This window comes from Aeromicrobium sp. 50.2.37, assembly GCF_024655735.1.
In the GTDB taxonomy this organism is placed as follows: domain Bacteria; phylum Actinomycetota; class Actinomycetes; order Propionibacteriales; family Nocardioidaceae; genus Aeromicrobium.
Map to the genome: position 1 here is coordinate 55,721 of NZ_JANLGG010000017.1, position 24,871 is coordinate 80,591.

Sequence of the window (24,871 nt, forward strand, 5' to 3'; positions counted from 1 at the left end):
TCGCCGAGCGTGTCGAGGTGCGGTCGCCCGGGTCGGCCCGTCGACCGGTCAGAGCAGGGCGTTGAGCCGGTCGATGAGCTGCTGGAACCGCTTCCTCGTCTCGGCGTCGACCGTCGCGAGCGCCTGCGAGCGGTTCCGCAGCAGGTGGCCGGCGGGCTGGAAGCGGTCGTAGGCGCCGCCGACGACCGTCTCGGCCTGGTGCACGATGCGCCGCCGGGGCGGCTTGCGCAGGAACCGCTTGCCGGTGATCTTGCGGTGCGAGACCTTCGGTCCGCCGGACTCCTCCAGGAGCGTCACGTACCACCGGGAGTCGAAGAGGTCCTCGAGGTCGGCGTCGAGGGTGCCGGTGATGTCGGTGAGCGGGACGATGTGGTCGGCCGAGATCGCGCCCCGGTTCACCAGCTCCTCGACGGCCCCCCGCGCACCGGCCGGCCCGTCCATGAGCACCGTGGCGGAGACGGCCGTGGTGCCCAGGAGGGCGAGGATCGTCGGGATGCCGGAGGCGCCGCCGACGGGGGTCAGGTTCCAGCGCGGGTCGAGCGCACGTCCGCCCTCGGAGCGGAGCAGGTCGCCCATGACCGTCAGGTACGTGATGTCCGACGGTGACGAGACGAGCAGCTGGTGCGGGCCGCTGACCAGCTTGCGCGTGAGGTCCGCCCCGAGCGCCGCCAGCAGGGGCACCGTGGTCTCGGACCCGGCCCTCCACAGGTCGGAGCTGATCTTGCTGCCCTCGTCGCCGACGTTCTCCAGCACGCGGCAGCGGCTCAGGCGACCGGAGTCGATGAGGTAGGGCGAGTGGGTGGAGTAGACGACCTGGTGGAAGGGGCCGAGGTGCTCCTTGATGTAGCGCAGCAGGTCGGCCTGGGCGTTCGCGTGCAGGTTCATGCCGGGCTCGTCGAGCAGGATGACGCGACGGTCCTGGTCGGCGAACTCCGAGAACGCCGCGAGGAAGGAGAAGAACCAGATGAAGCCCTTGGAGCGCTCCGCCACGTTCAGGCTCATCCGCTGGCGGTCGTCGCGCACGCGGATGTGCAGCCACGGGTCGGGCGAGGAGATGCCCATCGTCTCCAGGTCGAGCTCGATCGACAGCTCGCGGTTCTGGCTCCAGTACTCCAGGAGCTGGTCCGACAGCCGCGCGGCGGCGGCCTCGAGCGCGGCCTTGCGGACCTCGTAGTCGTCCTCGTCGAACGAGGCGTCGGCCACGCCGGCCAGCTTCAGCAGCGCCAGCGCGGTGCGCTCGGAGGGGTAGAGGTCGGCCGAGTCCATCTCCTGCAGGCGCCGGATGGACACGCTGCCGGGGAGCACGTTGTGGTCGTCGAAGTACTGGAAGCCGGGCAGCATCGCGGTGAGCCGCGCGATGGCCTCGGGCGACGCCTCGAGCGGGGTGCCGTCCTCGTCGGACGCCCAGTGCAGCTCGTCGTCGCCGTACGAGCGGCTCACGAACAGCGGGGTCGTCGGCAGCAGGGCTCCCGCGCGCTCCAGGACCTGGCGGTCGTCGTAGTCGAGCTCGATCTCGAGGGTGACGGGGCGGACCTGGTCGATGAGCTCGCGGTCGCGACCGAGGTCGCGTCGGGGGTAGTCGCGTCGCGCCGTGAAGGCGGTGACGTGACCGCTCGGCAGCGGGTTGGCCCGGTACAGGGCCTGCAGCATGGCCGTCTTGCCCGACTCGTTCTTCCCGACGATGGTCGTGATGCCCTCGTCGAGCGCGAGCCGACCGGAGTCGTGGACCGACATGACCTTGCGAACGCGCGCAGCGATCAGTCGCATGGGGCCTACTTCCGTGGAGGGGCTCTGCCGGGACTCAGGCTACTGGTCCCGCTGGTGAGGAGTGTGCTCATCGCTCCTCATGACGAGACCGCGCTCGCCGCGCTCCGCGCCCGAGCCTGCCGAGGCGCCCGCGCCGGCCCTGCGTAGCCTGGCCCGGTGGACGAGCTGACCGGGGGAGTGCTGCTGTTCCTCGGGGTCGCGGCCTTCCTCGCCGGGTGGATCGACGCCGTCGTGGGTGGCGGCGGGCTGATCCAGCTGCCCGCCCTCATGGTGGCCTTCCCGCAGGCGGCCCCGGTCCAGCTGCTGGCCACCAACAAGATCGGCTCGATCGCCGGCACGACGACGTCGAGCATCACCTACCTGCGTCGCGTCCGGCTCGACCTGCGCACGGCCGCGCCCCTGGCGGGGGCCGCGTTCGTGGGCTCGTTGCTGGGTGCGGTCGTCGCCTCGTGGATCCCGCGCGCGGCCTTCAACCCGGCGATCCTCGTGGTCCTGGTCGTCGTCGGCGCGTTCACGGTGCTGCGACCCGACCTCGGCCAGGTGGCCGCCATCCGGTTCACCGGTCGGCGCCACTACGGCGCCGCCATGCTCGTCGGCGTCTCCATCGGGTTCTACGACGGCGCCCTCGGGCCCGGCACCGGATCGTTCCTCGTCTTCGCGCTCGTGGGGGTGCTCGGCTACGGGTTCCTGGAGGCCAGCGGCAAGGCGAAGCTGGCCAACTTCGCGACCAACCTGGCCGCGCTGGTCGTGTTCGTCCCGCAGGGTGCGGTCATCTGGAAGGTCGCCGCGGTGCTGATGGTGTGCAACGTGGCCGGCGGCTACCTCGGCGCCCGCCTCGCCGTGGCGCGCGGCAACCGCTTCATCCGCGTCGTGTTCATCGTGGTGGTGTCGGCGTTCGTCGTGCGCATCGGATGGGACACCTGGCAGCAGCTCCTCGGCTGACCGCCCCCGCCCGTCCCACCGGCCCCACGATTCCCATCACCTGATGGGAATCGCGAACCCACCGCGGTCCTGCCCCACTCACCATGGCGTGCACGCCATGGTGAGTGGGAGGGAACCGAGGTGAGTCCGTGGCGTCGTCAGCCCTGACGGGCCTTGAGGCGCGGGTTCTGCTTGTTGATCACGTAGGTGCGGCCGCGTCGGCGCACGACCTGCGAGCCGGGCTGGTTCTTGAGCGAGCGCAGGGAGTTGCGGACCTTCATGGTTCCTCCTGTGGGTGGGATGGGTTCGGGCCCCTCGACCCTTCGACAGGCTCAGGGGGCGCCGGGCTCGGGGGCGGTGGGTCAGAGGCGGTCGACGTCGACCAGGCCGCGGTGCAAGGCCCTGACGAGCCGGCGCGGCACGTGCATCGTGCGGCCCTCGACGGTGACGGGCACGAGGTCGGCGGGCGTCGCCTTCCACTGCGACCGCCGGTGACGGGTGTTGCTGCGCGAGGTCTTGCGCTTGGGGACGGCCATGGGGCTCCTTCGATCGGGGTGGTGGGCGGACCCGGTGACGAGTCCAGCTCAGGCGGCTCGGCGGACGTCGCCCAGCCAGGGCTCGAGGCCGTCGGAGGTGACCTCCCAGTACGGGCCGCGGTCCGCCAGCTCGGCGTCGCTGAGCAGGCAGTGCTCGAAGGCCTCCTGCACGTCGTCGGGGCTGCTGGCGAGCGGTCCCGAGGCCAGGCCGTGCACGACGATGCGGGTCAGGGGCGTGTCGGTTCCCCACGGGGAGGCCGTCCCGACGCTCAGCTGTCCGCCCGCGCCGTCCCACACGCAGACGTCGCTGGGGCGGCTCGGCAGCCAGAACGAACCGCGCGAGCGCCGGGGCCCGCCGCCGATCCTCTCGATGCTCTCGAGCAGGCGTCCGGGATGGAACGGGCGGTCGGAGCGGAGGTCGAGCGTCCACACGTGGGGGGAGCCGTGCAGCGGCAGCTCGTCGCGCCGCACGACGTCGACCCAGGCCTCCGTGACGTCGTGGCGGTGCGCTCCGGCCACGAGCGGTGTGGCGTCGAGCGCCGACGGGTCGTCGACGACGGTGACGCCCGGACGGACGAGAGCGTGCAGCAGGTCGAGCCCGGCGGGGTCGCACGGTCCGGTGAGTGCCACGGCGTCGGCGTACTCCACGATCGCGGCGGCCGTCTCGGCGACGCCGCGGGAGTCGTCCTCGCTGGTGTGCAGGTCGCGCTCGTGCAGCAGGTCGTCCCCGAGCAGGTCGGTGAGCACGGTCTGGCCGTCGAGCGCTGCGACGACGGCCGCCACGTGCACGTGCGGCGCAGCCTGCACGTAGGTCTCGATGACCCGGCAGGCCTGCAGGGCCTCGGCCGCCACCGGCAGGTGGGCGACCACCGCACCCCAGCGGCCGCTCGCCGCGAGCCGCTCCATGGTGGGCACGACGTCCTCGCGCAGGGCGCAGGCCACGCACGCGTGCTCCAGCTCGTGGACGTGCCGCTCCAGGACGCCGGTGCAGTCGCTGACCACGCGCACGAGCCGCTGGGACTCGACGTCGAGCACGTGGCGCACGACGACGGCCGAGGGGAGGTCGAACTGGAGGCCGACGGTGACGGCCTCCATGGCCACCTCGTCGACGCCGGTCACGAGCACGGCGGGGGTGGTGCGGGAGAGGACGCGCCGGCGTGCGCGGCCGACGGGGCTCACGCGTCGACCTGTCCGTAGCGCCGACGGAAGCGCTCGACGCGGCCCTCGGTGTCGACCACACGGCCGCGGCCGGTCCAGAACGGGTGGCTGGCGCTGGAGACCTCGACGTCGACCACGGGCAGGGTGCGGCCGTCGACGTCGACCGTCGGGTGGTCGGTCGGGAGGCGCTCGGGCAGGGTCGAGCGGGTCACGAGCAGGAGGTCGCCCGAGCGGTCGCGGAAGGCGACCTCGGTGTAGTGGGGGTGCTGGTTCTTCTTCACGTCACGCCTCCGGTAGTCTGATGAGAACGATTGTCATTCTACACAGGAGGTCGCCATGTCGCGAACCTGCCAGGTCACCGGGGCCACCCCGGGCTTCGGCCACCACGTGTCCCACTCCCATCGGCGCACCAAGCGGCGCTTCGACGTCAACGTCCAGAGGAAGCGCTACTGGGCGCCGACCCTCGGCCGGCACGTCACGCTCACGCTCAGCGCCCGAGGGATCAAGACCGTCGACGTGCGCGGCATCGACGCCGTGGTCGCCGACATCCTCGCGCGAGGGGAGAAGCTCTGATGGCGGGAACGTCGAGGGGGCGAGGCAGTGATGTCCGCCCGATCGTGAAGCTGCGATCCACCGCGGGGACGGGCACCACCTACGTCACGCGCAAGAACCGGCGCAACGACCCCGACCGGCTCGTGCTGAACAAGTACGACCCGAGGATCCGCAGGCACGTCGAGTTCAAGGAGGAGCGCTGATGGCCAAGCGCAGCAAGATCGTCGCCAACGAGCGACGCAAGGAGGTCGTCGAGCGCTACCGGGAACGTCGTGACGCCCTGCGCGCCGCGTCCCGGGACACGTCGCGGTCCATGGCCGAGCGCATGGAGGCCTCGCGTGCCCTGGCCGGGCTGCCGCGTGACTCCTCCCCGTCGCGGGTGCGCAACCGCGACCAGGTCGACGGCAGGCCGCGCGGCCACCTGCGGGTCGCCGGCCTCTCGCGCATCCGGTTCCGCGAGGGAGCGCACCGGGGCGAGCTGCCGGGCATCACCAAGTCGAGCTGGTAGCTCAGGCGCCGGGCGGGGGGAGCAGGCGCGTCTCCACCCGCTCGGCCTCCAGGGTCGCGGCGCCGTCGACGTCACGACCGGGCACCCAGCGCTCGTCGACCACGACGTGGCGGTCCTCGAGCACCAGGTCGAACGCGGCGCGCACCTGCAGGGCCATCCTGCCGAGGGCGTGCAGGTCCTGGTGGTCGTGCTCGCGGCGGCCCAGGTCGGCCTGGGCCGTCGCGTCGAGGCCGTGCTTGCGCATCGCCTGCAGCAGCATGCCGACGTCGACGCCGTAGCCGCTGACCACGGGCAGGTCGACGAACGCGTCGAGGGCGAACGCGCACTCCCCGGCGAGCGGCTGCACGAAGCCGGCCAGCTCGGGTGCGCGTCGCGCGATCTCGGGCCGCGCGGCCAGCTCGGTCACCCGTCCACCCCCGCCGTCGTGCGTCGGACGGTCGTAGAACGCCTTCACGAGCACGAGCGAGGGGTCGGTGAGCAGGGGGCCGACGAGGCGTGCCACGAAGGCGGGGTCGAAGCCGCGCACGTCGGCGTCGAGGAAGACGCCGACGTCGCTCGTCAGGTGGGCCATGCCGGTGCGCATGGCCGACCCCTTGCCGCCGTCGAACGTCGGATCGGGGTCCTCGGCGGTCACGACGACGGCACCGGCCTCGCGTGCTGCGGCGGCGGTGTCGTCGCTGGAGCGGGAGTCGACCACGACCACCTCGTCGACGAGCGGCACCAGGTCGCACCAGGCTGTGCGGACGCGTCGCACGATCTCGCCGATCGTCGCGGCCTCGTCGCGGGCGGGCAGCACCACGCCGACGCGGCGTCCACGCTTGGCCGCCACCAGGTCGCCGAGCGGCGCGGACGCGGCGTGGGTGTGGGTGGCGAACCAGGGCTGCAGGTCAGGCAAGGCCGCGCACCGCCCGGGTCGGCGGTCGCTCACCGCGCAGCGTGGCGGTCATCTCCAGCACGCGCCGAGTGGCCGTCACGTCGTGGGTGCGGAACATGGCGCACCCGGCGGCAGCGGTCAGGGCCGTGGCCGCGAGCGTGCCCTCCAGCCTGTCGTCGGGCCCGAGCCCGAGCGTCTCGCCCACGAAGTCCTTGCGCGACAGGGCCATGAGGACCGGCCAGCCGGTGGCGACGAGCGTGTCGGCGCGGCGCACCAGCTCGAGGCTGTGGAACGTGTTCTTGCCGAAGTCGTGGGTCGGGTCCACCAGCACGCCCTCGCGCGGGACGCCGGCCTCGACCGCGGCCTCCGCCGCCCGGGTGGTCGTGGCGACGACGTCGGCCACGACGTCGTCGTAGCGGACGCGGTGGGGCCGGGTGCGGGGGAGCGCCCCGCCCGTGTGGGAGCAGACGTAGCCGAGACCGTGCCGGGCGGCCACGGCCACGACGTCGGGGTCGTGCCCGGCCCACGTGTCGTTGAGCAGGTCGGCGCCGGCTGCTGCGGCGGCGTCGGCCACCTCGGCGCGCCACGTGTCGATGCTGATGACGACGTGGGGCGCGGTCTCGCGCACCGCCTCGATGAACGGGATGGTGCGCCGCACCTCCTCGGCCGCGTCGACCGCATCGCCCGGGCCGGCCTTCACGCCCCCGATGTCGACGACGTCGGCGCCGTCGTCGACCGCGCGTCGGACGGCGTCGAGCGCGACGGCGGGGTCGTACGTGGCGCCGCGGTCGTAGAAGGAGTCGGGCGTGCGGTTGACGATCGCCATCACGAGGGCCCGGTCCTGCACGACGCGGCGTCCGCGGAAGGTCAGGTCGGCCACGTCGTCAATCGTGTCAGAACGGTGGGAGGGGCGCCGGTCACGCGTCGACGGGGTGCAAGGCGATGGCGTTCTTCACGGCCGCGACGGCGTCGGCCAGGTCGGTTGCGACCTGGAGGTTGTCGACGCTCCACCCCGGCCCGCCGAGGATCAGCTCGGACTCGTCGCCGGCAGCGTCGACGACCGACGACAGGGCGCCCACGTCGAAGTGCACGATCGAGGCCCAGAGGAACACGGCCGCAGGTCGGAGTCGCAGGGTCATGGCCGAGATGGCGCTGAACGGCGTGCGCTGGCCGAGCATGTGGCAGCCGACGCCTTCCTCGGCGAGGGCGCACTGCAGGGCGAGCAGGGGCAGGACGTGGTGCTCGTCCTCGGCGCAGGCCAGCAGCACCGGGCGGTGGTCCTGGTGGCGGAGCCGTCGGGCGGCGAAGCGCGCCCGCAGGGCGGTGTGCAGCGCGTCGCTGACGAGGTGCTCGCCGTCGACGCCGATGTTGCCCTGGTACCACTCGTCGCCGATGCGGCGCATGCTCGGCGCGATGTGGTCGCTCCACGCGTGGAGGGTGCCGAGGTCCTCGAGCTTGCGGGTGAACAACGTGCGCAGGCCCTCGGCGTCGTACGCGCGGGTGGCGGCCACGATGGCGTCGCCGAAGTCGGCGGCGTCGCCGTCGACCTCGACCGGGTCGCCGCTGAGCGCGGCGCGCGCCGCGGCCGCGGGCCCGAGGCCACTGCTGATGAGCAGGTTCATGCGCTCCAGGCGCTCGACGTCGGTGGCGTCGTAGCGGCGGTGACCGCCGCCGCTCCGGGCGGTGGGGCCGAGCTCGTACCGACGCTCCCACGTGCGCAACGTGGAGGCGGGCACCCCGAGACGAGCCGCGACCTCACCGACGGACAGGAGGATCTCCTGCCGCTGTGCGGTGCTCGGATCGGGCGGTGTCATGCCTCCACTATAGAACTTGTTCACCCGCTTGCCAAGGTGAACAAGTTCGGGGTACGTTCTGAACAACCCCGAGATCGACCTCCGATCTCACTCCCCATGCAGCCAAGGAGCCCATCATGGCGAACCTCAAGAACCTGCCGCTTCCGCTGCAGGAGGTCTACGAGTGGCAGTACCAGGGCGCGTGCCAGGGCCTGGAGTCGGCGCGGTTCTTCTCGCCCGACGCCGAGCGCGGATCGCGGCGTCGTGACCGCGAGGCGGCGGCCAAGGCCGTCTGCGGCACCTGCCCCGTGATCACCGAGTGCCGCGAGCACGCCCTCGCCGCGCGTGAGCCCTACGGCGTGTGGGGCGGACTCACCGAGCACGAGCGCACCGCGATCCTGCAGCACTCCTCCAGCGTCTCCGCCTGACGCCCCCGCGCCCCGCACGCGGGCACGACCAGGCAGCACTGACGAGCCGACCCCACACTGCGGGGTCGGCTCTTCGGCGTCCTGGGGGCATTGACGGCACGGGGGCGCGCCGTCCACCGAGTCGTCAGTCGACGTCGTCGGCGACCTTGCCCTCGGCCAGCAGTGCCGCGGCGTGGGAGTCCTCGGGCGGAGCCTCGGGGTCCACGCCGTCGTCGATCTGCTCGTTGACGTAGCGCAGCAGCACGGCGGCGGTCGCCGCGACCGGCACGGCGAGGAACGCGCCCGTGATCCCGAACAGGGTGCCGCCGGCCGTGACCGACAGCAGCACGACCCCGGCGTGCAGGTTCATGTTCTTGCCCTGCAGCCAGGGCGACAGGACGTTTCCCTCGAGCTGCTGCACGCCGAGCACGATGAGCGCGGCGATCACGGCGGCCTTGAAGTCGTTCGTCACCAGCGTCACGAGCACCGCCAGGATGCCGCTGACGAAGGCGCCGACGATCGGGATATAGCCGCCGAAGAACGTGATCACCGCCAGCGGGATCGCGAGCGGCACGCCGAGGATCGCCAGGCCGATGCCGATGATGAGGGCGTCGATGAAGGCCACGAGGGTCTGGGTGCGGATGAACCCGCCCAGGGTGTTCCAGGTGCGGCCGAGCAGCTCGGTCGCGTGCTCGCCGGCCCGGCGGCCGCCCAGCGTGGCCAGCCACGGGAGGAAGCGGTGGCCGTCCTTGATGAAGAAGAACGTGAGCATCAGGACCAGCACCAGGTTGATCACGGCGTTCGTCGCGGCGCTCAACGTCGAGAAGATGCCCGAGCTGATGGCCGCGGCGCTCTCCTGCAGCTTGTCCTGCACGGCGCTGATGGCCCGGGTGATCTGGCCGTCGGAGAGCTGGAGCGGCCCGTCGGTGAGCCAGTCGCGCACCCGCTGCAGTCCGTCCGAGGCCTGCGACGCGATGGCCGGCGCCTGACCTGCGACCTGGGGCGTGAGCACGGCGAACGCACCGACGATCGCCGCGATGAATCCGAGCATGACCAGCGCCGCGGCCAGTCCGCTCGGCACCCTGTGACGACGCAGCCAGCTGACCGGGGGCGCCAGGACGGTGGCCACGAGCAGGGCCAGCGACAGCGGGAAGAACACCATCCAGAGGTGCCCGACGATCCAGCCGAGCACGTAGACGGCGGCGGCCAGCACCACGAGGCGCAGCCCCCACCGCTGGAGGACGGCGAACGCCTGGTCGATGACCACGGCGCGGTCGCGGACGGTCGGAGTGCTCATTCGTGAAGCGTAGGTGCAGCAGCCGGTGGGATCGGCGGGACCCGCCAGTCGACCGGGGTGCTGCCGAGCTCGTCGAGGTGCGCGTCGACGCGGCTGAACGGCCGCGAGCCGAAGAACCCGCGCGAGGCCGAGAGGGGGCTCGGGTGAGCGCTCGCGACCACGGGGGTGTCGCCCAGCAGGGGCTGCAGGTTCTGGGCGTCCCGCCCCCAGAGCACCGCGACGAGCGGTCGGTCGCGGGCCACGAGCGCCCGGATCGCCTGCTCCGTGACGCGCTCCCAGCCCATCCCGCGGTGGCTGGCCGGGGCGCCGGCGCCCACGGTCAGCACCCGGTTGAGGAGCAGGACACCCTGCTCGGACCACGCCGTCAGGTCGCCGTGGGTCGCGCGGGGGATGCCCAGGTCGGCCTCGAGCTCGGTGTAGATGTTGGCGAGGCTCCGGGGAAGGGGTCGCACGTCCGGGTGCACGGAGAAGGACAGGCCCATGGCGTGGCCGGGTGTCGGGTAGGGGTCCTGGCCGGCGACGAGCACCTTCACGTCGGCGAGCGGTTCCCGGAACGCCCGCAGGATCGCGTCGCCGTGGGGCAGCCACGGCCGGCCGGCGTCGGTCTCGGCTCTCAGGAGCTCGCCCATCCGGGCCACGTCGTCGGCGACCGGTGCCAGCGCCTCGGCCCAGTCGGGTGCGACGAGCTCGTGCAGCGGCCTGGGCATGGCTCCACCCTAGGCAGGATCGGGAGGTGGTCGCCCGTCCGGCGACCTCGTGAGGGCGATGGCGATCGGTGACGGGCGGGCCCTAGACTCTGGGGCGCAGTGTCAGCCATCACCGCGTACCGCACGCTGCTGCGGATCGTCGGGCCCGCCTACGTCGTCGTAGCCTTCCTCGGGCGAGTTCCGCTTGCCATGAGCCAGATGGGCACGCTGCTCCTCGTCAGCGGGGCCACGGGTCGCTACGCGCTCGGCGGTGCGGCCGCCGGTGCCCTCGCCGTGGCGAACGCCGTCGGTGCGCCGTTCTTCGGGTCGCTGGCGGACCGCATCGGTCAGCGTCCCGTCGTGCTCGCCCAGTCGTGGGCCGGAGGAGCAGGACTCGCGGCGATCGTGTGGACGACGCAGTCCGACGCGTCGCCTGCCGCCATCATCGTCGTGGCGGCCCTGGCCGGGTTGGCCACGCCCCAGATCGGTCCGCTGGCTCGCGTGCGGTGGCAGCCGATCACCCGTCGCGCCCCCGACCAGCGCCGGCTCATCGACGCTGCGTTCTCCTACGAGGGAGCGGCCGACGAGGTCTCCTTCGTGCTCGGCCCCGCCACGGTCGGGCTGCTGGCGGTCGTGGTGGCCCCGGGCGATGCGCTGCTGGTGGCTGCGGGTCTGCTGGTGGCCTTCGGGTCGTGGTTCGCGCTCCACCCCACCGCCGCACTCACCCGACCCGAGCCGGGCGCCGTCCGGTCCGACGCGCCCGTGATCACCGGGGTCCTGGTGGTGCTCGCTCTCGCCCAGATGCTGATCGGGATGCTGTTCGGAGCCACGCAGACGGGGTCGACCGTGCTGGCCACCGCCGCGGGCGAGCCCGGCCAGGCCGGTCTCATCCACGCGACGCTCGGCGTCGGCAGCGCGATCGCCGGCCTCGCGATCGCCGCCCTGCCCGAGCGCATCGGCTACCCGACGCGGATGGTCGCCTCCGCGTCCGCGCTGCTCGTCCTGTCGGTGCCCCTTCTCCTGGTGCAGACCATCGGACAGCTCGTCGCCGTGATCGCCCTGCTGGGCTTCGCGGTGGCGCCGTACATGATCAGCAACTTCGCGATGGCGGGATCGGTGGTCGAGCCCGAGCGCGTCGGGACCGCCATGACGCTGCTCGCCGGCGCCACGGGCATCGGGTACGCGCTCGGCTCGACGGTGGCGGGCCGACTCGCCGACCTCGGCGGTCACACCCCGGCCTTCGCGGTGACCGTCACCGCCACCGCACTGGCGTTGGTGCTGTCCCTCGCCTTCCGTGCACGGCGCGGTGGAGGCGCGGCGCGTCCCTGACGCCGTAGGTCCAACCCCCGGCGCAGCCACCGTCCGACCTCGTCCTGGGCCGGACCACCGCACCTGAGGTGCAGGTGGATGTGGGAGCAATGCTCGAGTTCGTCGTGCCGCCGGCCGGATCCGTGTGAGACTGAGGGTCCTCAGGAGACGAGGCGGCAGGGAGACCTGGCCACCAGCTCAGGGATGTGAGACGCCACCTGATGTTGCCCGACCATCGTGGTCGGCCTCAGGAGGAGCGCTCATGACCATGTTCTCTGCCGTTCGGCGCGATCCCAGGATCCCGATCGCCGTCGCCGGCACCGCCGCACTCGCCACGCTCGCGGTGTTCTACGGCTCCGGGCTCCCCGCCCAGGCCGCGGACGCCGGCACCCCGGTCGGCCTCGCGACGACGTCGCAGTTCGGCGTGCTGGCCGGCAGCGGCATCTCCAACGTCGGGGCCGGCACGACGGTCGAGGGTGACGTCGGGTCCTACGAGACCCCCGCGGTGACCGGGCTCCTCGAGACGCAGGTGGACGGCGAGATCCGTCGCAGCGACCTGAATCCGGGCGACGAGTCGATCATGATCACGGCGAAGGACGATCTCGTCGCCGCCTACCTCGACGCGGCGGACTCGAACGAGCTGGCCGAGCCGGACCTGGACGAGACCGAGCTCGGCGGCAAGACGTTGACGGCCGGCATCTACCAGAACGCGACACTCGGGCTCACGGGCACCCTGACCCTCGACGGTGGCAACGACGACGGCAGCGCCTCGGACTCGGTGTTCGTCATCAAGACGCGCAGCGGTGGGTCCGAAGGCTCGACCCTCATCACGGCCAGCGACAGCAGCGTCGTGCTGACCGGTGGTGCGCAGGCGTGCAACGTCTTCTGGCAGGTCGGGTCGTCCGCGACGTTCGGTGCCGGGACCGACTTCGTCGGCACCGTCATGGCCCTCACCTCGATCTCGGCCGAGAGCGGCGCGACCTTCGAGGGTCGTCTGCTCGCTCGCAACGGCGAGGTCACCCTGATCAACAACACCATCACCAGCCCCGGGTGCGAGCAGGCGGTCGACGACGACGCCGACGCCGACGCCGACGGCACGGACGCCGACGCCGACGGCACGGGCACCGACGTGGACGGCAGCGACACCGACGCCGACGGCACGGACACCGACGCCGGCGGCAGCGACGCCGACACGGCGGCCGGCGACGCCGACAGCGGCACGGACGCCGACGCGACCGGTGGGGGCTCCGCCGACAGCGACACCACGGGCGGCGGGACGACCGCGAGCCCCGACCTGCCCGACACCGGTGGACAGAGCCTGTGGGCCGTGCTGCTCGGTGCCACCAGCCTGGTGGCCGGGGCGGTCCTCGTCACGCGTCGGCGGTACCGGCCGACCCACGTCCGCTGACCCACCCCCTCGGCCGTGACGCGGTGGCCGGCGCGCAGCCGGTTCGACGTCAGCGGGTGAGGCGGTCCAGGAACGCGACGAGCAGGGCCTCGCGCAGGCGCGGGGGCGCGACGTCGAGCAGGGCGTTCACCGGCGCCATCTCCTGCGGCACGGACACCTCGCCGCTGCCGTCGCCGAGACCTGCGGTCTGCAGGAGCAGGTCGAAGGTCGCGTCGTCCAGCGTGGCCGGGTCGAGGGACTCGGCCACGGCGCGCAGCTCGGCGTCGACCGTCACCGGGCCGGCGGCGACCGCGTCGGCCGTCGCGGCGGCGAGGTCCGCCAGCAGCTGCGGCACCTGCGGAGCGGTGGCGGCGCACATGGTCAGGTGGAGCGTCGCCGGCTCGTCGCGCCAGGACATCTGCGGCTGGACGAACCAGCCGCGGGCGAGCATGCGGTCGCTCAGGGTGAACACGTCGAGCGCGTCGTCGGCGCCGACGCACAGCAGCGTCGAGTCCGGCGGCACCACCACGTGCAGGTGGTCGATGGCGGCGATGCCGTCGGCGAGCGCCCGGGTGGCGTCGACCGTCCGGCGCACGAGCCGGGCGTAGCCGTCGGCACCGAGGTAGCGGACCACGGCCCACGCCGCAGCCAAGGGACCGCCGGACTTGGTGGACTGCACGGTGGAGTTGAGCATCGTGTAGCCGGGCCAGTCGGCGCTCGCGTAGAACTGCGCCCGGCGGGGAGCAGGGTCGGCGAACAGCAGCAGCGAGACGCCCTTGGGTGCATAGGCGTACTTGTGCAGGTCCACCGAGACGCTGGTGACGCCGGGCACCGCCAGGTCCCACGCCGGGGCGTCGTCCACCCACGGGAGCACCCAGCCGCCGATGCAGGCGTCCACGTGCAGCCGCAGGCCTCGCGCCGACGTCTCCGCGGCGATCTCGGGGACGGGGTCGACGACGCCGTGGGCGTAGGAGGGTGCCGACACGGCCACGAGCACCACGCGGGCGCCGAGCCGGTCGATCGCCTCGACCATCGCGCCGACGTCGGCGCGGCGCGTCCGCGCGTCGACGTCGACCGCCACGAGCTCCACCCCGAAGTAGTGGGCGGCCTTGTGGAACGCGGCGTGGATGGTGGTGGGCACGACCATGGCGGGCTGGTCGACGGGCGAGGCGTCGCGCGCGGCCTTGACCGCGAGCAGGATCGACTCGGTGCCGCCCGACGTGACGGTGCCGACCGTCTCGGGGGGTCCGTGCAGCGCGTCCCGCGCGAAGGTCACGAGGTCGCGCTCCATGCGCAGCAGGCTCGGGAACGCGGTGGGGTCGAGCCCGTTCGTCGCGCCGTACATCGCGAGCGCCCGGCGGCCGAGCTCGTCCGCCTCGGCGATGCCCGAGTCGTAGACGTAGGCGAGGGTGCGGCCACCGTGCGTGGGCAGGTCGCCGGACCGCAGCTCCTCGAGCTCGGCGAGGACCTCGGCCGAGGTGCCGGGCCGGGGGCGGCTGTGGCCTGCCGCAGCGGGCGATCCTGGTTCTTCGCTAGCCATGGTGGAGCTCCTCGTCGAGGCGGTAGCGACGCAGCAGCAGGAGGCTGAGCGCGATGATCGCGGCGGGGACCAGCGAGAACCCCAGGGTGATCGCGGTGAGCGCCGAGTCGGGCTGCGCGACGTCCTGCCCGCCGGTCGACGACACGTACCCGCCGACGGCGAGCACCAGGGCGAACAGGCCCGGCCCGAGCGCGAGGCCGAGGGTCTCGCCCGCGGTCCAGACGCCGGTGTACACGCCGACGCGGTTCTGCCCGCTGCGGCGGGCGTCGCGGGCCGCGACGTCGGGCAGCATGGCCATGGGGAACACCTGGGCGCCGGCGTAGCCGATGCCCACCAGGGCGGCGGCGGGGTAGACGACGAGGGCCGTGGCGTCGCGGGCGGCGAGCAGGCCGAGAGCTCCGACGACGAGCAGCAGCGTGGCGACGGTGTACCCGGCACGCTTGCCGCGCCGGGCGAACAGCCGCTCCCAGAGCGGGGTGACGAGCAGGGCCGGGCCCACGAACGAGGCGAACAGGAACGTCGAGGCGGCGGCGGAGTCGAACAGCTCGTCCGCCACGTAGGCGACGCCGGCGAGCATGGCGCCGATGCCGAGGGCCTGGAGCACGAAGCAGCCGAGCAGCGCACGGAAGTCGCGGTCGCCGGACACGAGGGCGAGCTGCTCGCGCAGGCCGCCTGACGGTGGCGCGACGTCGAGCTGGGGCGCGTCGCGGGTGCCGCGCCACGCTCCGACGACGCCGAGCACCAGCAGCACCGCGACGTAGACGCCCATGACGCGGTACCCCGCGGCGTCGGAGTCGCCGTCGCCCACGGCGTCGACCACCATCGGAGCCGTGGCGCCGGAGAGCAGGATCGCGAGCGCCAGCACCGCGACCCGCCACGTCATCAGGCGCGTGCGCTCGGTGTAGTCCGACGTCATCTCCGCGGGCATCGCCACGTACGGCACCTGGAAGAACGCGTACGCACTCGCACAGCCCAGGAACATCACCACGACCCAGGCGCCGGCCAGCACCGTGGGCTCGGTGGGCCCGGCGAACATCAGCGCGAAGAACACCGCCAGCAGCAGCCCGCCCCGCAGCAGGAAGGGCCGACGTCGGCCCTGGGGGTGCGACGAGGCGTCACTGATGCGCCCGGCGATCGGGTTGAGCACCACGTCCCACGCCTTCGGGAGGAAGACGATCACCGCGGCGACGACGGCGGCGATGCCGAGCGTGTCGGTGAGGTACGGCAGGAGCAGCAGCCCCGGGACCGTGCCGAAGGTGCCCGTCGCCACGCTGCCGAGCGCGTAGCCGCGCCGGACCCGCGGGGGCAGGGGCGTCGACGTCATGAGCGTCACGGTAGGCGAGGCCGGGGCCACCGGCGGCCCCGCGGCGTCTCGGCGATTCCCAGGTCGACCTGGGAATCCGGCACGGAGCACGGGTTCCTCACGGATGCCCGGGTCGCTCTCCGTGCGGGTGTGAGATCTTCGTGCCTCAGATCATCCGTGCAGGGCGCGCGGACTCGGCTCGCGCGGCGGGAGGGCGGGCGAGATGACGTGACGCGACGCGATGTGGCACGGTCGGCGTGGGACGGACGCGCGACCTGGCGCGCGGGAGGGGGAACGCATGACGTGGGCGGAGCTCGCGGGCCTGGCCGGCCTCGCGCTGGTCGACAGCACCAGCTTCGGCACGCTGCTCATCCCGCTCTGGATGCTGCTCGCGCCACGGGTGCGGCCGGGCCGGGTGCTGCTGTTCCTCGGCACCGTCGTGGTCTTCTACTACGCGGTCGGGGCCCTGCTGCTCCTCGGCATCGACGTCGCGGTGGACGCGGCGTCCGACGTCGGCGGGGCCCTCGCGGACAACCGGCCGCTCACGATCGCCCAGCTCGTGGTGGGCGTGGGGCTGTTCCTCTGGAGCTTCCGCATCGAGAGGAAGGCCAAGGAGCAGGAGGGGCCGAGCCCTCGGGCTCGACGGTGGCGTGCGGCGCTGCAGGGCGACGGCGTCCCCGTGCGCACGACCATGGGCATCGCGCTGGTGGCCACGGTGCTCGAGGTCGCGACGATGCTCCCGTACCTGGCCGCCATGGGGCTGCTCTCGCGTGCCGACGTCGACCGTCCCGTCCAGCTGCTCGTGCTCGTGGGCTACGTGCTCGTCATGGTGCTGCCGGCCCTCGTCCTCCTGGTGCTCCGGGTCGCGGCCTCCCGACTGGTGGAGCCGTGGCTCGAGCGGGTCGACGCCTGGATGTCGGCGCGCACGGGCTCGATGATGAGCTGGGTGGTCGGCATCGTCGGCTTCTTCGTGGCGGCCGACGCGCTGCAGCGGCTCACCGGCGGGTAGACCGCCGGACCGTCAGCGCCGACGCGTGCTCGTCTCGGGGTTGCTCCGCGCGGGCCGGGGCGTCTTGTCGTGCGTGCGCCGGACGTTGCGCAGGTCGTCGAGGAAGCTGTTGGCCCAGGTGTCGATGTCGTTCTCGACCACCTGCTTGCGCATGGCCTTCATGCGGCGTTGTCGCTCCTTCTCGGGCGCCTGCATGGCCTCGACCAGGGCCTCCTTGAGGCCGTTGATGTCGTACGGGTTGACCCGGTAGGCGTGCCGCAGCTCGGCCGCCGCGCCGGCGAACTCGCTGAGCACCAGCGCGCCATCGTCATCGTAGCGGCAGGCCACGTACTCCTTGGCCACCAGATTCATGCCGTCACGCAGCGGCGTCACGACCATGACGTCGGCGGCCCGGTAGAGCGCGGCCATCTCCTCGCGCGGGTACGACGCGTGCAGGTAGGTGATCGGCTGGGCGCCGATGCGGCCGACGTCGCCGTTGATGCGACCGACCAGGCGGTCGATGTCGTCGCGCAGGATCTTGTACTGGCCCACGCGCTCGCGCGACGGCGTGGCCACCTGCACGAACACCGCGTCCTCGACGTCGACGGACCCCTCGGTGATGAGCTCGCCGAAGGCACGGAGCCGCTGCCGCAGACCCTTGGTGTAGTCGAGGCGGTCGATGCCGAGCAGCACGCAGCGCGGGTTGCCGAGGCTCTCGCGGATCTCCTCGGCGCGGGCCGCCACCTCCGGACGTCGCGCCATCTCCTCGAAGCCGGCGGAGTCGATGGAGATCGGGTAGGCGCGGGCCGTCACGATCCGGCCGTCGTCGAGGTAGACCGTGTCGCGATGGGTCTTGTTGCCGACGCGCTGCCGCACGAGCCGCACGAAGTTCTGGGCCGCGCCGGGCAGCTGGAAGCCGACGAGGTCGGCGCCGAGCAGGCCCTCGAGGATCGAGCGACGCCACGGCAGCTGCTGGAACAGCTCGTTCGGCGGGAACGGGATGTGCAGGAAGAAGCCGATGCGCAGGTCGGGGCGGAGCTCGCGGAGCATCTGCGGCACGAGCTGCAGCTGGTAGTCCTGCACCCACACCACGGCGTTCCTGCGCGCGACCTTCGCGGCCCGCTTGGCGAAGCGTCGGTTCACCTCGACGTAGGAGTCCCACCACTCGCGGTGGAACTCCGGCGGGGCGACGACGTCGTGGTAGAGCGGCCAGAGCGTGCCGTTGGAGAAGCCCTCGTAGTACTCCTCGTACTCCTGGCTCGTGAGGTGCACCGGGACGAGCGTGATGCCGTCGTGCTCGAACGTCCGCAGCTTCTCGTCGGGAGCGCCGTGCCACCCGATCCAGGCTCCGCCGTTGCGGCGCATCACGGGCTCGAGCGCGGTGACCAGGCCGCCGGGGGAGGTGCGCCAGGTGGTGCTGCCGTCGGGCTGGACCACCCGGTCCACGGGCAACCGGTTGGCGATCACCACGAAGTCCGCCGTTGCCGCCATGGCTCCACCCTAGGCGAGCGGCGGGACCGCGCCCGTCGACCGCGCCGGTGGGGCCGGGCCGGTCAGCGCCGGCCGGGCCGGGCCGGTCAGCGGTGGGCGTCCGTGCCGATCTGCTCGAGGATCGTGTCCATCAGCTCCTGGATCTGCAGGGTGGCCTCGAGCGGCAGCAGCGCCGACGCGGTCCGTCCGGCCCGCAGGCAGGCCGCGACCTCCTCGGCCTCGTGGGCGTACCCGCGTCCGGTGACGGGCACGTCGATCCGCTCGCGGTCGTCGCCACGCACGAGCGTGAAGGACGTGGGGTGGTGGAAGCGCCCCTCGATCTCGATCCGGCCGTCCGTGCCGGCGATCGATGCGGTGCTGTCGGACTGAGCCAGCTGCGTCCACGCGATGCTCGAGACGGGCCGGTGGCCACCGGGCCCTCGTGCCTCGTGCACCAACGTGGCCCCTCCGGCCACGTCGAAGCCGCGCGCGTGCAGTGCGCCGGCGGCGGTGACGGTGTGCGGGTGGCCGAGCATCACGTGGGCGAAGGTGAGCGGGTAGATGCCGATGTCCAGCAGTGCGCTGGCCCCGAGCTCGGGGTCCCACAGGCGCGTGACGTCCGGGCTGGCCGCGAACCCGAGGGCCGCCCTGAGCTCGCCGACCTCCCCGATCGCGCCGGAGTCCACGAGACGCTTCACCTCACGGATGACCGGGTTCGTACGCATCCACATCGCCTCGGCCAGGAACAGCCCCGTCTCGCGCGCGCGGGCGACGAGCTCGCGCCCGCTCGCCACGTCCAGCGTCATGGCCTTCTCGCACAGCACCGGCTTGCCGGCGTCGAGGCACAGCAGGGCGTCCTCGAGGTGGCGGCTGTGCGGGCTCGCGACGTAGACGACGTCGACGTCGGGGTCGGCCACGAGCTCGTCGTAGCTCCCGTACGCGCGGGCCGTCGACGTGGCGTGCTCGTCGAGGAAGGCCTGGGCCCGCGTCCGGTCGCGCGAGCCCGCGGCCACCACCTCGTGGTCGGGCAGCAGGGCCAGGTCCCGTGCGAAGCTGCCGGCGACGCGTCCGGTGGCGAGGATGCCCCAGCGCAGCGGGCGGTCGGCGGGGACGGCCGCGGTGGCCTGCGGCTCACTGCTGGACTGGGTCGTGCTGGATGTCTCGGCCATGCCTCCACGCATACCAGAGCAGCAGTCCGCCGAAGCGAATGACACCACTGTCATTCCTGGGTTAGGGTGACGCCATGAGCGCAGTGGAGCAGTCGAGCCACGACCCGGCACGTCCGGGCAGCACGTTGACCGAGCGCGACCTCGAGATGCTGTCGATGGAGCGCCTGTGGTGGCAGTTCGCCGGGGCCAAGGAGCAGGCCATCCGCGAGAAGTTCGACATGTCCGCCACGCGGTACTACCAGCTGCTGAACGCCCTCATCGACAGCGACGACGCCCTCGCCTTCGACCCGCTGCTGGTCAAGCGCCTGCGTCGTCTGCGCGCTCAGCGTCAGCGCAGTCGCTCGGCGCGCCGCCTCGGCATCGATCTCTGAGTCGCGGTCGCGGGTGTCCGACCACCGCCGCACGGTGACCCGCCGGGCTCTCGTGCTGCCCACCTGGGCGCTGCTCGCGGTCGGCGGGGTCGTCGTGCTGGCTGGAGCCTGGCTCGCCTGGCTTGTGGTCACCGGCCCCGACGACGACGGCGCCCCGGTCGCGTCGGCCAGCTCGAGCCCGGCTGCTTCCGAGCCGTCCGCCACCCCCACGCCGGAGCCCACCGGGACGACCGAGCCGGAGCCCAGCGAGACGCCGGAGCCCGAGCCCACCGAGACCAGCGAGCCCGAGCCCGCGGTCGACCGGACGTCGGTCCAGGTGTCCGTCCTCAACGCCTCGCGCACCCAGGGCCTGGCGCGCACGGTCGGGCAGCGGGTCACCGCCGAGGGCTGGACCGTCGGCGCGGTGGGCAACTGGCGCGGCTACTCCGCGGCCAACACCGTGCACTACCCGCAGGGCCGCGAGGCGCAGGCGAGGCAGCTGGCCGACGACCTCGGCATCCAGGCCGTGGCCCCGATCGTCAACGGGATGAGCGGCCAGCGGCTCACGATCGTGCTGGTCGGTCCCGTCTCCTGAGCCGCGCCCCGCGGCTGCCATGATGCTCGGGTGCCCGCGGCAGACCACCCCACGCCCGACGTCCCGGCGTCGCTGCTCGTCGACCCTCGACAGATCCTGCTCGGGCTGGACTTCGACGGCACCCTCGCGCACGTCGTCGACGACCCGACCCGGGCCTTCGCGCACCCCGACGCCGTCACGGCCGTCGCCCGCCTGGGCCACGTGCTGGGGCAGGTCGCGATCGTCACCGGACGCCCGGTCGACCAGGCGCTGACCCTGAGCGGGTTCCGTGGGCTTCCGGGCCTCGAGCGGCTCGTGATCTGCGGCCAGTACGGCGCCGAGCGGTGGGACGCCGAGGACGACGTGCTCGAGCGTCCCGACCGGCCGGACTCCGTGGAGCGGCTGGCGGCGATGCTCCCTCGGTGGCTCGCCGACCACGACGCGGGTCACGTGCGCATCGAGGACAAGGGCCTGGCGGTGGCGATCCACACGCGGGGCATCGACGCGGACCTCATCCACGAGCTCGACGGGCCGCTCCGGGCGCTCGCCGCGGACCTGGACCTCGAGGTCGAACCGGGCCGTCAGGTGCTCGAGCTGCGTGGTCACGCGACCGACAAGGGGGTCGCGCTGCGCGACCTCGTGGAGTCGACCGGCCTGCGGCGGGTCGTCTACGTCGGCGACGACCTGGGCGACCTGCCGGCCTTCGAGGCGGTGGAGCACCTGCGCCACAGCGGTGGCGACGGCGTCCTGGTGGCGTCGGCGTCGGGCGAGCAGGACGCCCTCGTGAGTCGCTCCGACGTGGTGCTGCCCGGCCCCGACGGCGTCGCCGCGTGGCTCACGGCCTGGGCCGACGCCCTCGACGGGTGAGTCGAGATGGCGTGCCGTCACCCAGTCCGATGAGCCCGCTCCCGCCGCACACGGTGTGGACGCGCGTCCGGACGGTGCTGAACTGGGCCAACCTGAGCACGCCGGCCGGCCTCGCGGTCGCGCGGCTGGGCGGTGCCACGATCGAGCGGAACGGGCGCGGCACCTACCTGGCGGGCGGCTACCGCTGGCGCTTCCCGGTGGCGAGTGCCTTCACGCTCGGCTCCGTGGTGGTGAGCACCCACGACCACGTCTGGCTGCGCGACCGGCCCCGGCTCCTGCAGCACGAGGACCGGCACGTCACCCAGTACGCCTGGCTGGTCGGTCCGGTCATGGTGCCGCTCTACCTGCTGGCGGCCGGGTTCTCCTGGGCGGTGGCGGGCGACCACTCGTCCTACAACCCGTTCGAGCGGCTCGCGGGCCTGGACGACGGCGGATACCCGCCCGTGACGACGCGGCGTCGGCGTCGGCACGGGCGGTGAGCCGGACTCAGGCCGCAGACGGGTCCGGTCGACCCGGGACGAACAGCGCGGCGACCAGGGCCACTCCGACGGCGCCGGCGGCGGCGAGCAACGACGGGCCGATCGCCCCGTCGTAGCCCTGGGGCGAGATCGAGCCCCCGGCACCCTGGAAGACGGCGACGATGACCGCGATCCCGAGCGCCACGCCGAACTCGCGGACGGTGTTGTTGGCCGAGCTGGCGATCGCGAGGTCGTCGTCGGGCAGCCCGTCGAGCACGGCGGTCGACATGGGAGCGAACGTCAGGCCCATGCCGACGCCGGCCAGGACCAGCGGGACCACCAGGTCCCCGTAGCCCGACCAGCTCTCGACGACCGACGCGAACCACACGAGGGACGCGGTCTGCAGGGAGAGCCCGACGACCAGCAGCGACCGGGCGCCCAGACGGGGGACGAGGGCCCCGGCGATCGGGGCGACCACCATGGGTGCGGCGGTCCAGGGGAGCGTGCGCAGGCCGGCCTCGAGCGGCGAGTAGCCCTGTACGACCTGCAGGTACTGCGACAGCAGGAACACGCTGCCGAACATGCCGAGGCTGAACATGAGGCCGATGACGTTCGCCGCGCTGAAGGCGCGGCGGCGGAACAGGCGCAGCGGCAGGACGGCGTCGTCACCCGGGCGGGTGGAGCGGTCGAGTCGCGCGGCCCACGTCAGGTACCCGAGCGCGAGGATCGAGGCGGCCACGAGCGTGCCGACGACACCGGCGGACGACCAGCCGTCGTCGTTGCCGTGGACGATGCCCCAGACCCCCGCGAAGACCGCGCCGCCGAGCAGGAGCGTGCCCACGACGTCGGTGCGGCCGGGTGCGGAGCTGCGCGACTCCGGGGTGGCGAGCAGGAGCAGCGGCACGGCGACCAGGGCCACGGGGACGTTGATCCAGAAGATGGCCTGCCAGCTGAGCCCCTCGACCACGGCACCGCCGATCACGGGGCCGACGGCCACACCCAGCCCGGCCACGCCGCTCCAGATGCCGATCGCCGCGGCCCTCGCCGCGGGGGGCACGGCGGCGACGAGGAGCGTCAGCGACAGCGGCACGATCGCCGCGGCGCCGACGCCCTGGAGGGCCCGTGCCGCGATGAGTGCCTCGGCCGACCCGCTCAGCGCGGCGGCCACGGAGCCGAGCGTGAAGACGCCGATGCCGGCCAGCATCACGCGTCGTCGTCCGAGGCGGTCGCCCACGGCGGCCAGCGCGAGCATGAACGTCGCGAACGGCAGCGTGTAGGCGTTCATGAACCACGACAGCTGGGTGTCGGTGGCGCCCAGGTCGGACTGCACGACCGGCAGGGCGCTCGTCATGACCAGGTTGTCGAGGGTGGCCATGAACATCGGCAACGAGGCCGCCGTGAGGGCGAGCGCCGTGCGTCGGCGTGCGGACGAGCGGCTCGCCGAGGGCGGGCTCGTGGGCGGCGGGGCCGAGGCCGGGGAGTCGAGGGTGTCGGTGGTCATGGGCGTGCTCCTGGGGAGGATGCCGGGTCTGGAAGGCATCGAATGATTACTTGCGGACGACTGTAAGTAATCGAGTGATAACCTGTCAACCATGACCCCCCGGATGAGTGCCGACGCCCGCCGCGAGCTCGTGCTCGAGGCCGCCACCCGCGCCTTCGCCCGGACGGGCTACGCCGGCACCAGTACCGACGCGGTGGCGAAGGAGGCCGGCGTCTCGCAGCCCTACGTCGTGCGGATCTTCGGCACCAAGCTCGAGCTGTTCGTGGAGGTGTTCGACCGCGCGACGCGTCGCATCATCGACGCCTTCGAGCACGTCATCGCCACGCAGGTCATCGACCCCGACTCCGAGGAGGGCCTCTCGCCGCTCGGCCAGGCCTACGCCGACCTGGTCCTGCGCGACCGCGACGCCCTGCAGCTCATGGTCCACGGGTTCGCCGCCGCCACCGACCCCGAGATCGGGGCGTTCGCGCGGTCGCGCATGACCGAGATCTTCCAGGTCGTCCGTGGCGCCGGGATCGACGACGACCGGGCCCGCGACTTCGTGGCCCACGGCATGCTCATCAACGTGATGCTGGCCATCGGCGCCCCGGAGCACGTGGCGGGCGACCCCGCGCTGCTGGCCCTCACCGACTGCGTGTTCGGCGACGTCGCCGACTCGCTCACCGAGGCCTCGTAGGCCTGCTCGTGGGCCGAGCTCGGGTCCACGGGATCGCCCGGTTCACCGAGCGTCGTGGCCCCCTCGCCGTCCTGCGCTCCAGCGCAGGCTGAGCTGCACGTCGGCGAGGCCCTCGAAGCGGGTCTCGACCTCGGCCACGCACACCGCGACCTCGGTGGGGTCGTCGTGCTCGTGGCACTCCGCCGTCGACTCCGACAGCGTCGGCGGGTGCTCGCTGCTGCCGTCCAGCCGGAACACGCTGAAGCCGTTGTCGGCATCACCCTCGACGGCCACGATCGTGTGACCCGGCAGGTGGAGCCGGCCGGGCGGCGGGTCGGCGAGAGCGGCACTGCTCAGCAGTCCGGCGGTGACGGCGAGCGTCGGCGCGGCGACGAGCAGGGTGAGGCGGGTGCGGCGCGAGTCGGTGGTGAGCGACATGGTGGGGTCCTCCGGGGTCGGCGCCGGACGGTCCGGCGCGGTCGACGGGACATGGCGCCGGTGGCCGGCGCGGCGCCCAGCCGCGCGACGGCTGTGGACGACTGCGGAGGGTGTGCTCGCCTGCGGCGCGATCTGTGGACGCCCGCTCCGTGGACACCCGCGTCTCGCATCGCGGACCAATTGGACACATGGTGAGACGCCTGCCTACGCTGGACCTGCTCATCCAGAGGGGTACAGGGACACGGCCCGACGACGCCCCAGCAACCAGCTCCACCGTCCGTCCAGGACACCGGAGCCAGGTGCTCATTCCGTCCCGACCAGAGAGGTCGGGAAAGATGACCAGGAGGCTTTCGTGAGCATCACC

29 protein-coding genes and 1 riboswitch are annotated in these 24,871 nt (G+C 72.9%); of the genes, 13 read left to right on the forward strand and 16 right to left on the reverse strand.

The window, feature by feature from the left end; genetic code table 11:
- Nucleotides 1–48: 48 nt before the first annotated feature.
- A complete protein-coding gene (locus tag NUV38_RS10710) occupies nucleotides 49–1,767 on the reverse strand; it encodes an ATP-dependent endonuclease (RefSeq protein ID WP_257729113.1) in 1,719 nt (572 codons plus the stop codon).
- Nucleotides 1,768–1,923: 156 nt separating this feature from the next.
- Between NUV38_RS10710 and NUV38_RS10715 the strand changes: the two genes are divergently transcribed.
- The gene (locus NUV38_RS10715) at nucleotides 1,924–2,709 is read left to right on the forward strand and encodes a TSUP family transporter (protein ID WP_257729114.1); all 786 of its coding nucleotides are present in this window, start codon (nucleotides 1,924–1,926) and stop codon (nucleotides 2,707–2,709) included.
- Nucleotides 2,710–2,846: 137 nt separating this feature from the next.
- Here the strand turns inward: NUV38_RS10715 and ykgO are convergent, their stop codons facing one another.
- The 4 genes from ykgO to NUV38_RS10735 all read right to left on the reverse strand — a co-directional run bounded on the left by ykgO (nucleotide 2,847) and on the right by NUV38_RS10735 (nucleotide 4,663).
- Nucleotides 2,847–2,969 (reverse strand): type B 50S ribosomal protein L36, encoded by a 123-nt coding sequence (gene ykgO / locus NUV38_RS10720; protein ID WP_023645249.1) that lies wholly within the window; start codon nucleotides 2,967–2,969, stop codon nucleotides 2,847–2,849.
- An 81-nt stretch (nucleotides 2,970–3,050) separates the two neighbouring features.
- On the reverse strand, nucleotides 3,051–3,224 hold the full coding sequence (rpmF, locus tag NUV38_RS10725) for a 50S ribosomal protein L32 (protein ID WP_257729115.1): 174 nt from the start codon (nucleotides 3,222–3,224) through the stop codon (nucleotides 3,051–3,053).
- Nucleotides 3,225–3,272: 48 nt separating this feature from the next.
- Entirely contained in the window at nucleotides 3,273–4,403 is a 1,131-nt protein-coding gene (locus NUV38_RS10730; RefSeq protein ID WP_257729116.1) for a GTP-binding protein, read from the reverse strand.
- Entirely contained in the window at nucleotides 4,400–4,663 is a 264-nt protein-coding gene (locus tag NUV38_RS10735) for a type B 50S ribosomal protein L31 (protein ID WP_257729117.1), read from the reverse strand. The genes NUV38_RS10730 and NUV38_RS10735 overlap by 4 nt, the downstream gene beginning before the upstream one ends.
- A 55-nt stretch (nucleotides 4,664–4,718) precedes the next feature.
- Here NUV38_RS10735 and rpmB point away from each other — a divergent pair, with 55 nt between their 5' ends.
- From rpmB to rpsN, 3 genes are read left to right on the forward strand one after another with little or no spacing between them, the layout of a single operon-like run.
- Entirely contained in the window at nucleotides 4,719–4,955 is a 237-nt protein-coding gene (rpmB, locus tag NUV38_RS10740) for a 50S ribosomal protein L28 (protein ID WP_257729118.1), read from the forward strand.
- Entirely contained in the window at nucleotides 4,955–5,137 is a 183-nt protein-coding gene (rpmG, locus tag NUV38_RS10745; protein WP_257729119.1) for a 50S ribosomal protein L33, read from the forward strand. Before rpmB ends, rpmG begins: the two co-directional genes overlap by 1 nt.
- Complete coding sequence (gene rpsN, locus NUV38_RS10750) at nucleotides 5,137–5,442, forward strand: 30S ribosomal protein S14 (protein WP_257729120.1); 306 nt, start codon at nucleotides 5,137–5,139, stop codon at nucleotides 5,440–5,442. Before rpmG ends, rpsN begins: the two co-directional genes overlap by 1 nt.
- Nucleotide 5,443: 1 nt before the next feature.
- Here rpsN and NUV38_RS10755 read toward each other — a convergent pair whose 3' ends face one another.
- From NUV38_RS10755 to NUV38_RS10765, 3 genes are read right to left on the reverse strand one after another with little or no spacing between them, the layout of a single operon-like run.
- Entirely contained in the window at nucleotides 5,444–6,337 is an 894-nt protein-coding gene (locus tag NUV38_RS10755) for a glucosyl-3-phosphoglycerate synthase (RefSeq protein WP_257729121.1), read from the reverse strand.
- A complete protein-coding gene (gene folP / locus NUV38_RS10760) occupies nucleotides 6,330–7,196 on the reverse strand; it encodes a dihydropteroate synthase (RefSeq protein ID WP_257729122.1) in 867 nt (288 codons plus the stop codon). Before folP ends, NUV38_RS10755 begins: the two co-directional genes overlap by 8 nt.
- A 37-nt stretch (nucleotides 7,197–7,233) precedes the next feature.
- Nucleotides 7,234–8,130 carry a MerR family transcriptional regulator gene (locus tag NUV38_RS10765; RefSeq protein ID WP_257729123.1) on the reverse strand — a complete coding sequence of 299 codons (897 nt, stop codon included), beginning with the start codon at nucleotides 8,128–8,130 and terminating at the stop codon, nucleotides 7,234–7,236.
- 116 nt (nucleotides 8,131–8,246) lie between these two features.
- On the opposite strand from NUV38_RS10765, the gene NUV38_RS10770 reads away from it, so the two are divergent.
- Entirely contained in the window at nucleotides 8,247–8,537 is a 291-nt protein-coding gene (locus NUV38_RS10770; protein WP_257729124.1) for a WhiB family transcriptional regulator, read from the forward strand.
- A gap of 124 nt (nucleotides 8,538–8,661) precedes the next feature.
- Here NUV38_RS10770 and NUV38_RS10775 read toward each other — a convergent pair whose 3' ends face one another.
- Together NUV38_RS10775 and NUV38_RS10780 are read right to left on the reverse strand one after the other, a co-directional pair.
- Entirely contained in the window at nucleotides 8,662–9,813 is a 1,152-nt protein-coding gene (locus tag NUV38_RS10775) for an AI-2E family transporter (protein WP_257729125.1), read from the reverse strand.
- Entirely contained in the window at nucleotides 9,810–10,520 is a 711-nt protein-coding gene (locus tag NUV38_RS10780) for a uracil-DNA glycosylase (RefSeq protein WP_257729126.1), read from the reverse strand. Before NUV38_RS10780 ends, NUV38_RS10775 begins: the two co-directional genes overlap by 4 nt.
- Before the next feature lie 99 nt (nucleotides 10,521–10,619).
- Between NUV38_RS10780 and NUV38_RS10785 the strand changes: the two genes are divergently transcribed.
- Nucleotides 10,620–11,828: an MFS transporter gene (locus tag NUV38_RS10785; RefSeq protein WP_257729127.1), complete on the forward strand. Its 1,209-nt coding sequence runs from the start codon at nucleotides 10,620–10,622 to the stop codon at nucleotides 11,826–11,828.
- 241 nt (nucleotides 11,829–12,069) lie between these two features.
- Nucleotides 12,070–13,215 carry an ice-binding family protein gene (locus tag NUV38_RS10790; RefSeq protein WP_257729128.1) on the forward strand — a complete coding sequence of 382 codons (1,146 nt, stop codon included), beginning with the start codon at nucleotides 12,070–12,072 and terminating at the stop codon, nucleotides 13,213–13,215.
- Nucleotides 13,216–13,264: 49 nt separating this feature from the next.
- Here the strand turns inward: NUV38_RS10790 and NUV38_RS10795 are convergent, their stop codons facing one another.
- Together NUV38_RS10795 and NUV38_RS10800 are read right to left on the reverse strand one after the other, a co-directional pair.
- The gene (locus NUV38_RS10795; protein WP_257729129.1) at nucleotides 13,265–14,734 is read right to left on the reverse strand and encodes an aspartate aminotransferase family protein; all 1,470 of its coding nucleotides are present in this window, start codon (nucleotides 14,732–14,734) and stop codon (nucleotides 13,265–13,267) included.
- A complete protein-coding gene (locus NUV38_RS10800; protein WP_257729130.1) occupies nucleotides 14,727–16,058 on the reverse strand; it encodes an MFS transporter in 1,332 nt (443 codons plus the stop codon). The genes NUV38_RS10795 and NUV38_RS10800 overlap by 8 nt, the downstream gene beginning before the upstream one ends.
- Before the next feature lie 277 nt (nucleotides 16,059–16,335).
- Here NUV38_RS10800 and NUV38_RS10805 point away from each other — a divergent pair, with 277 nt between their 5' ends.
- Complete coding sequence (locus NUV38_RS10805) at nucleotides 16,336–17,046, forward strand: GAP family protein (RefSeq protein ID WP_257729131.1); 711 nt, start codon at nucleotides 16,336–16,338, stop codon at nucleotides 17,044–17,046.
- Nucleotides 17,047–17,058: 12 nt separating this feature from the next.
- Here NUV38_RS10805 and NUV38_RS10810 read toward each other — a convergent pair whose 3' ends face one another.
- Both NUV38_RS10810 and NUV38_RS10815 read right to left on the reverse strand, forming a co-directional pair.
- Nucleotides 17,059–18,516, reverse strand: a complete 1,458-nt coding sequence (locus NUV38_RS10810) for a trehalose-6-phosphate synthase (protein ID WP_257729132.1) — start codon at nucleotides 18,514–18,516, stop codon at nucleotides 17,059–17,061.
- An 86-nt stretch (nucleotides 18,517–18,602) separates the two neighbouring features.
- A complete protein-coding gene (locus NUV38_RS10815; protein ID WP_257729133.1) occupies nucleotides 18,603–19,664 on the reverse strand; it encodes a Gfo/Idh/MocA family protein in 1,062 nt (353 codons plus the stop codon).
- A 74-nt stretch (nucleotides 19,665–19,738) separates the two neighbouring features.
- On the opposite strand from NUV38_RS10815, the gene NUV38_RS10820 reads away from it, so the two are divergent.
- From NUV38_RS10820 to NUV38_RS10835, 4 genes are read left to right on the forward strand one after another with little or no spacing between them, the layout of a single operon-like run.
- Entirely contained in the window at nucleotides 19,739–20,035 is a 297-nt protein-coding gene (locus NUV38_RS10820; protein ID WP_257729134.1) for a DUF3263 domain-containing protein, read from the forward strand.
- Between the two features lie 34 nt (nucleotides 20,036–20,069).
- Complete coding sequence (locus tag NUV38_RS10825; protein ID WP_257729135.1) at nucleotides 20,070–20,609, forward strand: LytR C-terminal domain-containing protein; 540 nt, start codon at nucleotides 20,070–20,072, stop codon at nucleotides 20,607–20,609.
- A gap of 30 nt (nucleotides 20,610–20,639) precedes the next feature.
- Nucleotides 20,640–21,455: a trehalose-phosphatase gene (gene otsB / locus NUV38_RS10830; protein ID WP_257729136.1), complete on the forward strand. Its 816-nt coding sequence runs from the start codon at nucleotides 20,640–20,642 to the stop codon at nucleotides 21,453–21,455.
- A 29-nt stretch (nucleotides 21,456–21,484) separates the two neighbouring features.
- A complete protein-coding gene (locus NUV38_RS10835) occupies nucleotides 21,485–21,934 on the forward strand; it encodes a hypothetical protein (RefSeq protein WP_257729137.1) in 450 nt (149 codons plus the stop codon).
- Nucleotides 21,935–21,941: 7 nt separating this feature from the next.
- Here NUV38_RS10835 and NUV38_RS10840 read toward each other — a convergent pair whose 3' ends face one another.
- Complete coding sequence (locus NUV38_RS10840) at nucleotides 21,942–23,414, reverse strand: MFS transporter (RefSeq protein WP_257729138.1); 1,473 nt, start codon at nucleotides 23,412–23,414, stop codon at nucleotides 21,942–21,944.
- A 91-nt stretch (nucleotides 23,415–23,505) separates the two neighbouring features.
- On the opposite strand from NUV38_RS10840, the gene NUV38_RS10845 reads away from it, so the two are divergent.
- A complete protein-coding gene (locus NUV38_RS10845) occupies nucleotides 23,506–24,090 on the forward strand; it encodes a TetR/AcrR family transcriptional regulator (protein WP_257729139.1) in 585 nt (194 codons plus the stop codon).
- A 42-nt stretch (nucleotides 24,091–24,132) separates the two neighbouring features.
- On the opposite strand, the gene NUV38_RS10850 is transcribed toward NUV38_RS10845, so the two are convergent.
- Nucleotides 24,133–24,507, reverse strand: a complete 375-nt coding sequence (locus NUV38_RS10850; protein ID WP_257729140.1) for a hypothetical protein — start codon at nucleotides 24,505–24,507, stop codon at nucleotides 24,133–24,135.
- Nucleotides 24,508–24,723: 216 nt separating this feature from the next.
- Nucleotides 24,724–24,849: riboswitch (SAM riboswitch) on the forward strand.
- The last annotated feature ends 22 nt before the right edge of the window (nucleotides 24,850–24,871 follow it).

What these genes read in the sequence shown, in the direction of transcription:
- NUV38_RS10820 (WP_257729134.1), top strand. Translation starts at nt 19,739, where the DNA reads ATGAGCGCAGTGGAGCAGTCGAGCCACGACCCGGCACGTCCGGGCAGC.
- NUV38_RS10805 (WP_257729131.1), top strand. Translation starts at nt 16,336, where the DNA reads ATGACGTGGGCGGAGCTCGCGGGCCTGGCCGGCCTCGCGCTGGTCGAC.
- NUV38_RS10765 (WP_257729123.1), bottom strand. Translation starts at nt 8,130, where the DNA reads ATGACACCGCCCGATCCGAGCACCGCACAGCGGCAGGAGATCCTCCTG.
- ykgO (WP_023645249.1), bottom strand. Translation starts at nt 2,969, where the DNA reads ATGAAGGTCCGCAACTCCCTGCGCTCGCTCAAGAACCAGCCCGGCTCG.
- NUV38_RS10810 (WP_257729132.1), bottom strand. Translation starts at nt 18,516, where the DNA reads ATGGCGGCAACGGCGGACTTCGTGGTGATCGCCAACCGGTTGCCCGTG.
- rpmB (WP_257729118.1), top strand. Translation starts at nt 4,719, where the DNA reads ATGTCGCGAACCTGCCAGGTCACCGGGGCCACCCCGGGCTTCGGCCAC.
- rpsN (WP_257729120.1), top strand. Translation starts at nt 5,137, where the DNA reads ATGGCCAAGCGCAGCAAGATCGTCGCCAACGAGCGACGCAAGGAGGTC.
- NUV38_RS10800 (WP_257729130.1), bottom strand. Translation starts at nt 16,058, where the DNA reads ATGACGTCGACGCCCCTGCCCCCGCGGGTCCGGCGCGGCTACGCGCTC.
- NUV38_RS10790 (WP_257729128.1), top strand. Translation starts at nt 12,070, where the DNA reads ATGACCATGTTCTCTGCCGTTCGGCGCGATCCCAGGATCCCGATCGCC.
- NUV38_RS10840 (WP_257729138.1), bottom strand. Translation starts at nt 23,414, where the DNA reads ATGACCACCGACACCCTCGACTCCCCGGCCTCGGCCCCGCCGCCCACG.
- NUV38_RS10770 (WP_257729124.1), top strand. Translation starts at nt 8,247, where the DNA reads ATGGCGAACCTCAAGAACCTGCCGCTTCCGCTGCAGGAGGTCTACGAG.
- NUV38_RS10775 (WP_257729125.1), bottom strand. Translation starts at nt 9,813, where the DNA reads ATGAGCACTCCGACCGTCCGCGACCGCGCCGTGGTCATCGACCAGGCG.
- NUV38_RS10815 (WP_257729133.1), bottom strand. Translation starts at nt 19,664, where the DNA reads ATGGCCGAGACATCCAGCACGACCCAGTCCAGCAGTGAGCCGCAGGCC.
- NUV38_RS10850 (WP_257729140.1), bottom strand. Translation starts at nt 24,507, where the DNA reads ATGTCGCTCACCACCGACTCGCGCCGCACCCGCCTCACCCTGCTCGTC.
- NUV38_RS10780 (WP_257729126.1), bottom strand. Translation starts at nt 10,520, where the DNA reads ATGCCCAGGCCGCTGCACGAGCTCGTCGCACCCGACTGGGCCGAGGCG.
- NUV38_RS10835 (WP_257729137.1), top strand. Translation starts at nt 21,485, where the DNA reads ATGAGCCCGCTCCCGCCGCACACGGTGTGGACGCGCGTCCGGACGGTG.
- NUV38_RS10710 (WP_257729113.1), bottom strand. Translation starts at nt 1,767, where the DNA reads ATGCGACTGATCGCTGCGCGCGTTCGCAAGGTCATGTCGGTCCACGAC.
- rpmG (WP_257729119.1), top strand. Translation starts at nt 4,955, where the DNA reads ATGGCGGGAACGTCGAGGGGGCGAGGCAGTGATGTCCGCCCGATCGTG.
- NUV38_RS10795 (WP_257729129.1), bottom strand. Translation starts at nt 14,734, where the DNA reads ATGGCTAGCGAAGAACCAGGATCGCCCGCTGCGGCAGGCCACAGCCGC.
- rpmF (WP_257729115.1), bottom strand. Translation starts at nt 3,224, where the DNA reads ATGGCCGTCCCCAAGCGCAAGACCTCGCGCAGCAACACCCGTCACCGG.
- NUV38_RS10845 (WP_257729139.1), top strand. Translation starts at nt 23,506, where the DNA reads ATGACCCCCCGGATGAGTGCCGACGCCCGCCGCGAGCTCGTGCTCGAG.